This window comes from Marinobacter metalliresistant, assembly GCF_038098645.1.
GTDB classification, from domain to species: Bacteria; Pseudomonadota; Gammaproteobacteria; order Pseudomonadales; family Oleiphilaceae; genus Marinobacter; species Marinobacter metalliresistant.
The window spans coordinates 2,029,781-2,044,085 of the sequence record NZ_CP101118.1; the positions used below are offsets into that span (position 1 = coordinate 2,029,781).

13 protein-coding genes are annotated in these 14,305 nt (G+C 55.7%); 3 read left to right on the forward strand and 10 right to left on the reverse strand.

The window, feature by feature from the left end:
• Positions 1 to 7: 7 nt before the first annotated feature.
• From NLK58_RS09525 to NLK58_RS09540, 4 genes are all read right to left on the reverse strand, one after another.
• Positions 8 to 1,183 (reverse strand): porin, encoded by a 1,176-nt coding sequence (locus NLK58_RS09525; RefSeq protein WP_341582654.1) that lies wholly within the window; start codon positions 1,181 to 1,183, stop codon positions 8 to 10.
• Between the two features lie 417 nt (positions 1,184 to 1,600).
• Positions 1,601 to 2,467, reverse strand: coding sequence for a ribose-phosphate diphosphokinase (locus tag NLK58_RS09530; protein WP_341582655.1), 867 nt, complete (start codon positions 2,465 to 2,467; stop codon positions 1,601 to 1,603).
• A gap of 133 nt (positions 2,468 to 2,600) precedes the next feature.
• A complete protein-coding gene (locus tag NLK58_RS09535; RefSeq protein ID WP_341582657.1) occupies positions 2,601 to 3,494 on the reverse strand; it encodes a hypothetical protein in 894 nt (297 codons plus the stop codon).
• Between the two features lie 48 nt (positions 3,495 to 3,542).
• Complete coding sequence (locus NLK58_RS09540; protein WP_341582658.1) at positions 3,543 to 4,001, reverse strand: ATPase; 459 nt, start codon at positions 3,999 to 4,001, stop codon at positions 3,543 to 3,545.
• 456 nt (positions 4,002 to 4,457) lie between these two features.
• On the opposite strand from NLK58_RS09540, the gene NLK58_RS09545 reads away from it, so the two are divergent.
• Positions 4,458 to 5,180, forward strand: coding sequence for a cytochrome c biogenesis protein CcdA (locus NLK58_RS09545; protein WP_341582660.1), 723 nt, complete (start codon positions 4,458 to 4,460; stop codon positions 5,178 to 5,180).
• On the opposite strand, the gene NLK58_RS09550 is transcribed toward NLK58_RS09545, so the two are convergent.
• The 3 genes from NLK58_RS09550 to NLK58_RS09560 all read right to left on the reverse strand — a co-directional run bounded on the left by NLK58_RS09550 (position 5,177) and on the right by NLK58_RS09560 (position 8,931).
• The gene (locus tag NLK58_RS09550) at positions 5,177 to 6,760 is read right to left on the reverse strand and encodes a hypothetical protein (protein ID WP_341582662.1); all 1,584 of its coding nucleotides are present in this window, start codon (positions 6,758 to 6,760) and stop codon (positions 5,177 to 5,179) included. The genes NLK58_RS09545 and NLK58_RS09550 overlap by 4 nt on opposite strands.
• Positions 6,761 to 6,818: 58 nt before the next feature.
• Positions 6,819 to 8,246, reverse strand: coding sequence for a hypothetical protein (locus NLK58_RS09555; RefSeq protein WP_341582664.1), 1,428 nt, complete (start codon positions 8,244 to 8,246; stop codon positions 6,819 to 6,821).
• Between the two features lie 298 nt (positions 8,247 to 8,544).
• Positions 8,545 to 8,931: a hypothetical protein gene (locus tag NLK58_RS09560; RefSeq protein WP_341582665.1), complete on the reverse strand. Its 387-nt coding sequence runs from the start codon at positions 8,929 to 8,931 to the stop codon at positions 8,545 to 8,547.
• 392 nt (positions 8,932 to 9,323) lie between these two features.
• Between NLK58_RS09560 and NLK58_RS09565 the strand changes: the two genes are divergently transcribed.
• Both NLK58_RS09565 and NLK58_RS09570 read left to right on the forward strand, forming a co-directional pair.
• Complete coding sequence (locus NLK58_RS09565) at positions 9,324 to 11,159, forward strand: copper resistance system multicopper oxidase (RefSeq protein ID WP_341582667.1); 1,836 nt, start codon at positions 9,324 to 9,326, stop codon at positions 11,157 to 11,159.
• Positions 11,160 to 11,179: 20 nt separating this feature from the next.
• Positions 11,180 to 11,944: a copper resistance protein B gene (locus tag NLK58_RS09570; protein WP_341582668.1), complete on the forward strand. Its 765-nt coding sequence runs from the start codon at positions 11,180 to 11,182 to the stop codon at positions 11,942 to 11,944.
• 156 nt (positions 11,945 to 12,100) lie between these two features.
• Here the strand turns inward: NLK58_RS09570 and NLK58_RS09575 are convergent, their stop codons facing one another.
• The 3 genes from NLK58_RS09575 to NLK58_RS09585 form a co-directional block, all read right to left on the reverse strand.
• The gene (locus NLK58_RS09575) at positions 12,101 to 12,574 is read right to left on the reverse strand and encodes a hypothetical protein (protein WP_341582670.1); all 474 of its coding nucleotides are present in this window, start codon (positions 12,572 to 12,574) and stop codon (positions 12,101 to 12,103) included.
• Positions 12,575 to 12,690: 116 nt separating this feature from the next.
• Entirely contained in the window at positions 12,691 to 12,936 is a 246-nt protein-coding gene (locus tag NLK58_RS09580; protein ID WP_341582671.1) for a hypothetical protein, read from the reverse strand.
• A 12-nt stretch (positions 12,937 to 12,948) separates the two neighbouring features.
• Positions 12,949 to 14,304, reverse strand: coding sequence for an APC family permease (locus tag NLK58_RS09585; protein WP_341582673.1), 1,356 nt, complete (start codon positions 14,302 to 14,304; stop codon positions 12,949 to 12,951).
• Position 14,305: the final 1 nt, after the last annotated feature.

Here is a 14,305-nt window from a genome sequence, read left to right on the forward strand (position 1 = left end):
TACCCTCTTAAAATCCGTAAGCCAGCTGAACGTTGAAGCGCTTGTCATCGTCGATAGCGTTGTCATCGTAATCATCCACGGTGTAGGCCGCCTTAACGATAACATTGTTTGCGAACAGGTAATTCACCCCTGCGGACCACTGGGAGCGGTTTGCATCGGCATCGGGGGTGTCTAGGTCACCTAAACGGACAACACCTTCCCACTTGGTATCCGGCACCCGGTACGCCGCCTGCGCATACCAGGCAGTGTATTCGAGTTCTTCGGCCGCCGCGCCACCGGCAATCGCGCTATTGGCTTCGCTACCCACGGTTTGCTGGATGAATTCACCGCGCAGCTGCAGGGTGGCAATGTTGTAAACGGCGTCCGCGCCCAGAACGGTGTAGTCACGGTCCGGCTCTCCCGCCGCCAGCTCAGACACATCGTGTCCCTCGGCCACTCCGATCTTGCCCAGGGCGCCCGAAAGGCCCAGCTCCAGCGCAGGCACCGGCAGGAATCCTACCCGGCCACCGTATACAAAATTACCATCGGCATTGGATGCGGCAGCCTCGGTTTCCAACTCCACCTCACCGTCAGCCTCATCGACAAGAAGGGTCGGACCGTTCGACGTAAACAGGGCGTAGTTGGCGCGCATCGACCCACTCAACGGGATGCCGCCACGCAACTGAACGCCCAGGTCGGAGAGCGGGGCCGCGCCCCCGTGACCAAAGCCCACGGGTGCGGTAGGCAGCTTGTTGATCCAGCTTGGGTGGACATTCTGGCGGAACTGGCCGATCGGGCTCAAAAACTTGCCCGCCACCAGCGCCATGTAATCGTTCAGTACGAGGTCAATTGTCGTGTATTCCACTCCAAACTCGGTTTCACCGTTTTCATCGGTCTCGAATTCAAGCTCACCTTCAAACAGCACTCGGTCGGAAAACTGAAAATGAAAGATCGGCGCAAATCGCGCTGCCGTAAAACCGTCCTCCTGGTTGTCGGAGCCCGCTATGAAATCAACGTTGCTGTATCCGGCCATATGCAGCTTGGTCAGCGTATCGAGGTTGTTGCTCTTTACATCCTCCCGCAGAGCCGCCATCTGTGACTCAAGGTTAGCAATTTTTGATTCGGTGTCTTCGTTTGCGATCGCGGCCCCGCTTGCGAATACGGAGGCTGCCAGCGACAGCTTAATAAAATGGAGTTTTTTCATAGGTGCACCCTTCTGGGTTAGATGAAGAGACGTATATAGCTGTTCCGGGAAAAGGCTTTCGAAAAGCTACTGATCCAAAACATGAACAATTAGACACCTTGAAACTGAAACGAAACTGAATTTTTCGGCCTGCTCGCCCCGGCCTTGATTCACGTCAGTTTTTATTCTCGCCTGACAGCAAGAAGCCCAGGCCCCTGCCTCCGCGGCAACAAACCCTCGCCGTGGTCAGAGGCGTAAAATCGACTGGTAGCCCGCCACGTCCACCTCAAACCGGGTGTTCCGGCGGAGGTGGTCCCGCGTGGCTTCCAGCGCCTTGGAGTCCTCACAGACTGCAATCGACCAATACACGTGTCTGGCCGGTTTCAACCAGGAACTTGGAGCCGGTCACGGTCTCCGTTCCACCCAGGAATGTGATGTTCATCTGCGCTCATCCTCCGCCTGATTGAGAAAATGCCTGATCGGTGACACCAGCAACTCGCTGACATCAATCCCATTGGTGCTGTGTGGGACAGTGTTGGTGGTCACCAGCGCCTGCAGGCCGGTGCCCAGAAGGTAGGTGTCCGAAGCCTCCGCGAAAATGCCATGCACCGCCGCACAAAGGATGGCCTCCATGCCCTGCGCCTTGAGCGCCCTGACGCACTCGCCAACGGTGCGGCCGCTGGAAATAACGTCATCAATGATGACGGCTTTCCGACCGCGATACGCCGAGATATCCGGCAAGGTGACCTCAACGCGCCGGTCACCCAGACGCTGCTTGGTGCCAATGACATAAGGATGGTTACTGGCCATCGCGATACTCGATACCCATTGCTCGCTCTCCGCGTCCGGGCCTACCAGCAACAGACCGTCCTGCCCCCGTAGCCAATCCGCCAGCGCAGGCGCTCCCTGAACAACTTGCGCCGGTACGCTGTAGATCTCGCCAAGAGACTGGTACCGGTGCAAATGCGGATCGATGGTGATCAGCCAGTCGATGTGTGAAGACAGCGACCGGGCAAACACTCTGGACGTGACCGCCTCCCCTTCCGCGAAGCGACGGTCCTGGCGCATATAGCACAGATAGGGAGCCACCAGCCCCACCGACCTGGCACCGAGTTCCCGGAGAGTTTCAAAGAGAAACAGGTGAGCCAGGTACTTGGCGTCCGGACGGGAAAAGTCCGCCAGTACAATACAGTCAGCACCGCTCACCGGCGTGAGTACGCGCAGGTAGGACTCACCATCGGGAAAACGTCGCAACTCGTGATGCCCCGGCGCCAGGCCAAGCTGGTCACACAGTTTTTCCTGCAAAGGGTGTGGTTCCAGGCAAAAAAGAACGGTTCTTCCAGTGTTGCCCACAATCAACCCTCCGTTTGAATGGCAAAAACCGGCAACTCACTGGCACTATAAGCCAGTGCGTAATCCCGCTCGCCGACGCTGTCACTCAACACCTCGTAAAGCGGCTGACCCGCCGTGACGGTGTCGCCGACATTGACAAGAAGCCGCAGGCGGCCCCTACGTTTGAGAACAGGGAGGACAATCGATCGGCTTCCGCGTGGCTGCGGACTTTGGCCGTGTTGCCAACCGGAATATCAATCACCACGTGAGTTGAGCCGGCGGCAATCTTCTTCGATAACACCGATGCTACCAGTTGCCCTTCACCATCCAGATCCAGTGCCCGTTCAACACGAATCAGCAGATCATCCGCCGGGCTGAGATTGATCGCACCTCCCCAGGCGAGGCAGGCACCGGTCTGCCCGACCACGCGCTGAATGGCGGCCAGATCCAGGTTGACGGTCGTCAACGCCTCCATGGTATCCGCGGTACCGGCGGGCGACGTGATTGCGCGGGACGACGTCTTGGGCATGACCAGTCCCGCCGCGCTGACAATCGAAACGACCAGTGGTGTGGTTCGGTTGCCGGGGAGGCCTCCGACGCAATGTTTATCAAACACCCGATCCACGTTGTCCCAGCTCAGGCGCTCCCCGCAGTTCACCATGGCCCGGGTCAGGCTGGTAATCTCATCAATATTCAGTCGTCCGCCGGCACAGACACTCAGAAAGCAGGCGATTTCGACATCGCTGTACTTGTGATCGGAAATATCGGCGATAATCCTGGCGATGTTGGAAAGGCCCGCGTACCCCTCGGGAACGGTCTCGCCGTAGACAATGTTCAGGGTTGCCACAATGGCCTGCTCTTCCGTGGAAATGCCCACCCTTGAACTGGCGGTGAATCCCTCCGAACGGCACACCTGACAATCGTCGCGCATATACACAACAGGTTCCTGATGGGTGTCAATCCCCATCAGGTAAGCTTTTAACTGGCTGGAAGAATCCATAGTTCTCTTCATTCTGTTACTGATCAGGGCCCGGGTTTCAGCAGAAGATCAGAGGTCCTCCATTCGTCCGACCTGACGGGCCAGTCGCATTGATTCGTTCTGTTCCATGGTTAACAAAGCCTGGAACAGCTCCCGTGCCTCGGGAATCTCCGCCCGGTCCGCCATGGCTTTATAGAGGTCGGCGATCTGATCATGAAAGTCGAATACCTCCCGGCAAATACCCTGGAAATCAAGCTTTGCGTACGGCTCATCACAGGTACGGTGAGTTTTGACGGGATTATGCGAAAGGTAATCAAAGACTCTTGTTTCTAGCGCCCTGGAATTCCCCTGACGTTCGAACTCGCTCACTATCCGCTCCATTTCGGACTCATGGGCCGCCAGATAGTCCAGCAGTGCCCGGGCCCGCTCCTCTTCATTCTTTGTCGCACAATGGGAGAGACAGCTCGCCAGGTGTGAGTGCAGATCCCGCGTCCAACTGATCAATTCACCAAAGGTTTTGATATCCATTTCGTTTTCCCCGCTTCGTTTGGGTTGATGAGCGTTAGCCAGGGACAACGCTCCCTGACCCAAGTAGAACTCTGTAATCTGAAATCACCCTGAAAACCAGCAAAAGAACGTAAAACTCCGGCCCTGGCACTGGTTAATATGATTTACATCAATCCAATACCACACCAAGGGGGTGGCAACTCATACTGCACTGAACCAAAACTGAATAATTTCCGCCAGCCAATCCGAACTTGACGGGAATCAAATCCAGATCATTCCGTAAAAATTCAATACCCTACTGCTTGACGTATGAGTAGCTCAGAGGTTTTATAGTCCGTCCGTTCATATTCACAGGCAGTGCCGGCGACGGCTGGCCACCCCCAGGCCAACCTGTCAGGAGATCAGCATGAGAAAATCACTTGTCGCAGGCTTGCTCGCACGTGCCACCGCTTCCATAAAACGATACGAGTTCTGACTATGCCCGACCTTGCAACCTGGGGCATCCTGGCCGCATTCCTGGGCGGACTGGTGTCTTTCTTCTCGCCATGTACATTACCCCTTGTACCCGGCTACCTGTCCGTCGTTACCGGCGGAGCCGTGAGTGAGGCAGCAAATCGTCTGAAAGCATTGTGGCTGAGCTGCTGCTTCGTACTCGGGTTCAGCGTGGTTTTCGTCGCGCTGGGCGCAAGCGCCAGTCTTCTGGGGCAATGGCTGATGGCCTACCGACAGGAAGCCAATCTGGTGGCGGGCCTGCTGATCGTGCTGATGGGCCTGTTCATGCTGGGCTGGTGGAGCATGCCTGTGCTGCAACGCGACTGGCGCCTGGGGCAAACGCTCGAGGGAGGGCGCCCCACAGCCGCCTTTTTGTTGGGTGTTGCCTTTGCCGTCGGCTGGACGCCCTGCATCGGCCCCATACTCGGAGCCATACTGGCGCTCAGCTCCACCCACGCCAACGCAGAAACGGGCATGTTGTATCTTGCGGTGTATTCGCTCGGTCTGGCACTCCCCTTTCTTGGAACAGCGCTGTTCATTGAGCATTTTCGCAAGCGAGTGCGTGGATTCAGTCGTTGGAGCAGGCCGCTAAGAGCACTGGCGGGCCTGGTGCTGATCATCATGGGCATGATGGTGTTAACGGGCCAGATGACTCGGTTTGCATCCTGGATGCTGTCGGCCTTTCCAGTGCTGGGAGGGCTTGGCTAGTGTCCCAGGTCGGCTGGAAGCCGGTAGAGCCTTGTTGCCCCTTCCCCGGCCTTTCCGTCCCCGCCCCGGCTTTCCGCCGAGAAAAAGAACAGCCCGCCACTCCCATAGGCTGCCTTCGCTGAACGAGGTATGGATACTCTGGTTTTCCCCAGAACGGACGGCGAATCCGGGTTTGCATCCAGCCAATCGATAGCGACGACGTCTTTGGGGCCTCCGGTCTCCGAAGGGGTCGGGCGCTGCGCGATACCGACAATGTGGCGCGAAACCTCAGTGCCTTCAGTGCCCCCGACAAACGGATTGCCCAGGGATAAGGTTCTTGTCGGACTGAAAATCAATTCCGGGTTAACTTCAAACCGGATTTCCGAGCCGGGAAGAAGGTCCATATCGTAGTCGTAGCTGAGCTTCAGTTCCGGACCATTGCCGGAATACACAGAGACTTTACCGTCAAACGCGCTTACAAAACCTCCGGCGCCGCTGTCTGTTTTGCCCAGAACCCGGGAACCCAAAACCCTGAAACCGGGCGTCAGAGCGCTGAATGTTTCATTGGCAGTTTCCACAATCTCCCTATGTTCTGGAACGACCGTGTAGATCTTTGATCCGAAACCGTGCTCTGCCGTATAAGACTGACCCAGAATGGTCTCACTCCGCCCATCCAGGTCGGTATCATGCACGCCCATCATCAATGGCGAAAACCCAACCAACAAGGCACGATCCCTATCAAGCTTGACAACGGAACTTGACACCCGGTAATCATCCCATTGGTTGACGAGCAGATAAAGATCACCGGCATTGTTATACCAGTCCATATAAATTATTCTCTCGCCACGTGGAATAGCGATATCGGCGATTTCGCTCACGGGGCCATCGGACTGACCCGAAAAAAACCTGATTTTCTGCTTGTCTTCCAGTGCCACTAAATAACGCCCTGAGATTTCATTGGCTGCAATCGAACTTGCCCGGCCGGGTAACTCAAGAACAAGCTCGGCATCTAACTCTCCCGCGCCATGAAAGTTCTCTTCTTTTGGATATGACGCAACATCTACCACGCCAACCAGCCAGGTTCTGTCGTAGGTGACAACTACCCTGCCCTTGCTTATTAACTCGAACGTCAGAGAGGGCTCTGCCTTGCTTTCCTCATTTTCCCAGACCAGGCGTGGAAACATGGATTTCAGTTCTTCTTCCACGGGCCCGCTTTTTTCGGTTGTACTTTTAATTACGGCCGGCAAAGGGCCAAACCTCTCCACAACGGCATTTACACCAGGCATGGGCCCGGACAGCAGCTTGCCAACGAATTCTTCCGGATTAATCCGTAAAATACCGATTACGGACCGGCGGTCACCGACCATACTGGCATCGCCGTTCTGAACGGGTTTTGCCGTAACGAAAACATCCCCCACCTCGACGACATTATCGTGCCGGTCTATGTAAACAAGACCTTCGTCCTTGTCGATCCGGCTGATCGCGGAAACAAAAGGGTCGAAGCGCTCACCTGCGAAACAGAGCTGTCCGGTTATTGTAAAAACAATTAAAACGACAAAACGAAAGATCCGGACGCTGGCACAGCTGATTACATTCGTCATACAGGGACTCTTCGAAAGGAATAAGGTGCGAAGCGTCGGCTTCGCACCTTCTGGTCAGTTAAAACTTATACCGGACGCGGCCGGCAACATGCACAATGTCCTTATCACTCTGGCCGTTTTGAAGCGCGCCTTCCTCAAGTGCATCCACTGCATCTCCCGCAAGCAGATAAGCCGCTTCCGCCGCAATTTCCAGGGACGGATACGGAAGATAGCTCACCCGTCCACCGAACTCCAGGCCCAGATCTTTTGATGAACTCCCGTCAGCCAGCGTAATGGCTTCCGCCAGCCGGTTGTACACCAGCATTCCACTGAGCTTTACGTTAGGCCTGACCTTGTGATCGAGCTGGATCTTGTTCATGAAATACCCCTTATCCAGGATATAAGGAGTCTCGGCGAAATAGTCGTCGTCCGTCATATTTTCCTGGAAAATCATGCTGTCCGTCAGATCGACGTCCGTGGATATGAACGCATCGAAATTGGAATCCTGCTCATTGCTGTCTCCCGATGCATACACCATTGTGTAGGTGACTGTATTGGGACCAAATTGCAGGCCAAGCTCGCCACGGCCCAAAAAGGTGGACAGGTCATAGCTGGTGTTTGGGTTTTGAGCCCCGTTTAAAGGTTTAAAATTAACACCCTCAATCGTTCCCGTCTGCGCGATGGCTGTACCCTTGAGGAAAAGCCGGCCCGCCGACGTCTCAGTGTTGTAGTCGAAGGTCGCGCCCAGATTCGACACTGAGTATTCTGAGTTATCGGCGATATGCTTCAGCTCATATTTCCTGCTCTCGACAACACCGAAACCATTTGCAACCTGATTGTTCATCTGATAAAGATAAAAAATTCCGGCATTCAGGTTGGGTGAAAACTGTTTATCCAGGTTCAGCGCAAAGTTATCAGCGCCATCCCATCCTTCATCCTGCGGGGAGTCGCCGGAGCCTCCTGCGTTGGTGGAGTCACCGCGCCCCCACAGAAGCTGATAGTCAATACCGGACTGAAGCTTCCCGGTCAGCACGGCTGCGGTTGCCGTCTCGTTCCAGACATGGGCGTTAACCGAAACCGGCTGCAACCCGATCTTCAGGTGCTGATCAACGGTATCGGGCAAAACGAAGTCGACGTAAGCCCAGCGAGTCTCGATATTTTTACCGTCACCGGAATACCCCCCCCCCTTTGAGCTTTCGCCGAAGCGAACGCCGCCGATTTCGGTTGCAAACACGCCCTTGACCATTTCATTGTCCGACGTGGCGGTGACCCAAAACCGGTACTTTATCTCACCATAACTCTCGGTGGGATCGCTTTCTTTCAGCGTTCCGCCACCGGAATTACCTGTTCTGAACCAATCCCTCTGATTGGTGTATGCCTGAAATCGGTTGTTCATGTCTCCATGAAAATCAAATTCGGCCGCCATTACAGGGTTTGGAGCATACATAGCGGCTGCTCCGAGAATCGCCAGGTAAAGCGGGCTGCGCTTAAGTTTCAGTTGCTTCATTGTTATCCCTATTATTAGTCGTCTTATTAGTCGTCAGAAGAGCTCAGCAAACGGACCTAATGGTCGGTCATTCCGCCGTGTCGCATACAGCAGGGCAACCAACCTCCTGCTTGCAGGCAGGCCGAGACCAATGAAACCTGAAACGAAGCTGAAAATCCAGAGGGATTACGACTTATGTCTTAGACAGGGCTGGCAACATGTCGGAGACAAAGGAGTTAAGGCCGTTTTTGGTGACCGCCTGGACGGTCACCTTTACAACAGATCGAATATCAGCGCGAAGGATAAGGGCTTGATGACCTCAATGGCCGGATTTCTCCGCCCCTTTCGATTTCATCGGCTGATCCTTCATCGACCCCTTCATTTCCTTCATCATTCCCATGCAGCCCTTCATGTCTCCATGCATCATCTGCATGTTTTCCTGCATGGCTTTCATATGGTCCTGCATCAGCTCCTGGCGCTTGGCAGGATCCTGCTCCTGCTTGATACGGCTCATCAGCGCCTGCATTTCTTCCATATTCTTCTGCATCGCCTCCGCCCTGTCCTGATCCTGCATCTGCATCTCCTGCATCTGCATGGAATCCTGTTCATGGTGCTTTTGATCGCGATGCTGATCATGATCCGCTGCCAAAGCCGGCATAGAAAGCAGGGCGGCTATGACGGTGCTAACAAGTGTAAGTCTTTTCATGGTGTTCTCCGTCCGTTGGGTAACTGGAAAATGCAATTGCCTCCGTAAGAGACGATTGTTGACCGGGTCTGATTCCGACCGTCTTCGTATAAGATAGTACAACGATCGGCTGAGGTGAAGCATGGCAAACACCCGGACAATGCCACAGGCCGGTCAGCTTCTTGCGCTAAAAGATGAGCCAGCATCAGACAGGATCCTGCATTCACGGCCCTGCCAGGAGGTTCAGCTTCGTTTCAGCTACAGTGTGTAGGGTAAAGACCGGAAGTGCGAAAGCGGGCGCCCGTGGTCAGACCGATCCCACGCGCCAAGGGCGCGTGAGCGCACCCGCAGTGATTCAATAGTGCCATGACGCAGTGATTCAATAGTGCCATGAAAGGCAGGAGAATTAGTGTATGAGTGAAAAACATCCTGATACGGGATTATCCAGGCGGCGCCTGATCCAGGGGGCTGCCGCAATGGGCCTTCTCGCCGGTTTTGACAGCCTGATGCCGGCGTTTGCCAGGGGCAACCTGGACAACTCGAATGTTTATCATACCGTGCGTGACGGCGCCGATGTCTATGATCTGACGATCGCACGAACGCCTCTCACGATCGGGTCCAGACTCTCGAAACAGCCTATTACCATCAATGGCACGCTGCCTGCGCCCCTGATTCGGCTCAAGCAGGGCCGCGAAGCGATCATGCGTGTGACCAACACCCTGGCCGAGGCAACGTCCATTCACTGGCACGGCCTGATACTGCCGTTTCAGATGGATGGTGTTCCAGGCGTCAGTTTTCCGGGCATCATGCCGGGCGAAACCTTCGAGTACCGTTTTCCGGTCGAGCAGCACGGCACCTACTGGTATCACAGCCATTCCGGGCTTCAGGAACAGCTCGGCCACTACGGACCGATTATTATAGACCCGGCTGAGCCGGAGCCAGTCGCCTATGACCGTGAATACGTTGTGGTTCTCTCCGACTGGACCTTCGATTCTCCCGGCGACGTCTTCCGCAACCTCAAGGTGTTTGAAGGTTATTACAACTATAACCAGCGCACCGTTGGCGATTTCTTCAAGGATGTCGAAACCATGGGTTGGAGTGCCGCGTGGAGCAAAGCCGGCATGTGGGGCAGAATGCGAATGAGCCCCCGGGATATCCTGGATGTGACCGGTTCTGAATACACCTACCTGATGAATGGATCGCCCTCCGCCAGCAACTGGACCGGGCTGTTCCGTCCCGGCGAGAAAATCCGCCTGAGATTCATCAACGCCTCGGCGATGACCTACTTTGATGTCCGTATCCCGGGACTTCCAATGACGGTTATTTCCGCCGACGGCCAGCCAGTGCAGCCGGTCGAGACCGACGAGTTCCGCATTGGCGTGGCCGAAACCTACGACGTTATCGTGGAGCCAACGGACATGGCCCATACCGTGTTTGCACAGTCCCAGGACCGGTCCGGGTTCGTGCGCGGCACACTGGCCAGCCGGAAAGGGCTGGAAGCCCCGGTGCCTCCCATGTACCCGCGCACTGAACGGGGCATGGCGGCCATGGGAATGGGCGCCATGGGCAAGAATGGTGGCCAGGCAATGCACGGCGGCATGGAGATGGCCCACGGCGACATGGCGGGGGATTCGGGCGGTATGAATATGAACATGGATCATACCCGGATGAGCATGGACGCCTCGCCTGACACCCCGGGCCTGAGCCCGGTTCCAACTGCGGGGCGCCCGGTATCCCATGGCCCGGACAATCACGGCCCCGGAGCAGCAATGGTGGCTTCCAGCCCCCAGTCACGGCTGGATGAGCCCGGCGTTGGCTTCGAAACCGTGGATCACAGGGTGCTGACCTACTCCCAGTTACGGAGTATTGATGGCTGGCCCGACAAGCGCCCGGCGGAACGGGAAGTGGAGCTCCACCTTACCGGCAATATGGAGCGTTACATGTGGTCGTTTGATGGCAGGAAATTTTCCGAGGTGGATGGCCCGATCAAATTCTACCATGGTGAACGCCTTCGCCTGATCCTGGTCAACGATTCAATGATGGACCACCCCATTCATTTGCACGGCATGTGGATGGAGCTGGAAACCGGGGCGGGTGAGTACCGACCACGCAAGCACACGATCTCCGTCAAACCCGGTGAACGGGTGTCCGCGCTGATAACGGCGGACGCACCCGGTGACTGGGCGTTCCACTGCCACCTGCTCTACCACTTGGACGCAGGTATGTTTCGCGTCGTGTCGGTCGTTTAACGGGATAGGGGATGATCACTATGATGAATCGCATAAAACTGGTTGTGGGCGCGTCAGCCTTCACGATTGCCTCGGGAGCCGGGGCCGCGGGTACCGGCGTTCAGGCCGAGCCGGACTGGACATTGCCTATTCATGACACTCCGGTACTCGCCCAACTACTGCTTGACCGGATGGAATATCAGCGCGACGGCAACAACGAGATCGCGCTCTGGGACGCCCAGGCCTGGGTTGGCACGGACCAAAAGCGGCTCTGGATTGAAACAGAGGGTGAGACGAATCTGGCCACCGAGGCTGGCGACATCGAAAACTTTGATGCTCAGTACAGCTATCGTCTGGCCCCCTTCTGGGACATACAGACAGGGCTGGGCGCTCAGGCAACCTTCGGTCCGGGCCAGAACAAGGAGCGTTATTCGGCACTTATTGGCCTGCAGGGCCTTGCTCCCTACTGGTTTGAGGTGGATACCAACCTCAGGGTTACTGAAGACGGCGACCTGTCGTATGATTTCGAAGCCGAATACGACTGGTTACTGACCCAAAGGCTCATTCTGCAAGGCCGGGGGGAAACCCTGGTGGCCTTCAGTGATGTCGAGGAATGGGGAGTCGGTAGCGGGATCAATAATGTTGGCCTGGGGCTCCGGCTGAGATACCACTTTTCCCGGGAGTTCGCTCCTTACGTTGGTGTTTCCTATACACGCTACCTGGGCAACACAAAGGATCTCCGTGAGCGGGAAGGCGAGGATGTCGAGTCCTCCAGTTTTGTGGCGGGTATCCGGTGGTGGTTTTAAGGCGCCCGCAAGGCACCTGCCAGCACCGGCAATAACCAGTAACAAGACGGCATTCCGCAGGAAGACTTCAGGAGGCAGGCCCATCGACCGGGCCTGCCTTAACCCTGAGCAAAACCACTGCAAGGAAGCGTCGGGGTTAACAACGCACAGCGGCCCCTACTCCAGCCCGTGATGCTTGCCTTCAAATAACTTGACGTTTCTGATGGTGCCCCCCTCATTTACAAGCTCATAATTACCGTCACCGAGGGGTTTGATTTTGTTGCAGGAGTAATCTCGCCCGTAGACAGAGGTACAGAATTTCCCGTCTTCAACCTGCCAGCTACCGAGATAGTGGGTGAGATTTCCTTGTTGTTCCCTGTACTTTGTCATGCCATAGATCGACCCGTCGGGATCGTAATATTCATGAAAAGTCCGGGTGCGGAATTCATCCTTTGCATCCCGAAAGACCATTTGAACCGTGTTACCCACCAAAATGTCAGCAACGTCCTCACCTGACAGGATTTCACTCGCCTGTAGCAGTGGCGCTTTAAATACCATGAAAACCAACACCAGTTGTAAGATTTTCGTTCGCACTATCTGATCTCCCATCAATAAACTCGACAATTGTTCATCCGTTCCTGTCACTTCCATCAACGAACACTGAATTCAACCTGGAATATATCCCTTCTTGTCATTTTTTCGATATCAAGCCGCCCCTTTTAAACACCTCTCGAAGAAATGAATTGTGAGCGACGGGAATCCGTTGCTCAGCTATCATCATGGTTTCCCGCTTTGCCTGCCGGCCAATCCGCGAATGCGATAAAATAGAGCAGAACGAGGTTGACGATGGGTATCAGTATCAGAATGCCCATCCAACCCGGATAGCCCGTGCGCTGGCAAATACGCCAGGCCGGGATGACGACTACGATGGCAATCACCAGCATCCACAGCCAGTGCCCCGCCCACATGGTGTTGCCAAACATGTTTTCCCCCATCGTGATACTGCCCTCCATGTTGAATTCTGATTACTGGTGACCGTGAGCATGGGATTCCTCGTGGCCGTTTTTTTCGGCTGCTGCAGCCCTTTTCAGGAAAAGCTGCCCGGATACCGCGATCACGATCATTGTGGCAACCGCCACGCCAATGACAAACGGGTCGGTATTCAGTTTGACCCAGACAAAGCCGCCAAGCACGAGCAAATCCAGAACGATGGCCGTCGCCGGCACCCACGCCCTGGCCTTCACATCGTCACGCAGATAGCGAAGCACGCCCCAATGGATGGCAATGTCCATGACCAGGTAGAACACGATACCCAGGGCGGCAATCCGGGAGAGGTCAAAGAAGGCCGTCAGAACCAGCCCCAGAACCACAGTGTAGACCAGCGTGTGCTTCTGGATACTGCCCGGCATGCCAAAATGACGGTGAGGCACCAGTTTCATTTCAGTCAGCATGGCAAGCATGCGCGAGACAGCAAAAATGCTGGCCAGAATGCCACCCGCGGTGGCCATCATGGCAATGGCGACCGTGAACCAGAGGCCATAATCACCCAACGCCGGGCGCGCGGCGGCCGCAAGGGAGTAATCCTGCGTCTTGATGATTTCCGCCAGGGACAGGTTGCTGGCGACGGCAAAACCGACCAGGGTGTAGATCACCACGCAGGCCGCGATGGAAATGACAATGGCGCGACTTACGTTCCGATGAGGGTCCTGGACCTCGGAGCCGCTGTTGGCGATGGTGGTGAAGCCCTTGAAGGCCAGAATTCCGAGCGCCGTTGCACCCAGGAAATTGCCCGCGGTTCCGGCTTCTCCCGGGTTCGAGAAATCCACCGCCAGGCTGTCGGCAATCCAGACACCCACCACCCCGAAGATCAGTATGCCGCCGATTTTCAGAATACCAATAAAGGAAGCCACGCCCTGAATCATCCGATTACCGAGCAGATTGATCAGAAACGCCGCCAGGATCAGCGACACACCCAGAATGGACACCATGCGACCACTTTCATCACCACCGAACAGTTGCATGGTGTAGGAACCGAAAGTGCGCGCGAGGAAGCTCTGGGCGATCACCATCGAGAAATACATCAGCAAGGCGTTGAACGCGGTCGGCAGCCGATTGCCATAGGCTTTGTAAAGGTACATGCCAATGCCCCCTGCTGACGGCCAGGCATTGGAAATCTTGACGTAGGAATAAGAACTGAAGCTGACGATCACCGCGGCCGCCAGAAACGCCAACGGGAAAAGAACCCCCGTCATCTGCGCCATTTGCCCCGTAAGGGCAAAGATACCGGCGCCGATCATGACGCCGGTACCCAGCATAACGGTTCCCGTGAGGGTGAGACTGCCTTCCTTGTAGCGGGTGGTTCTGTCTTTCCCCCTGCTCATT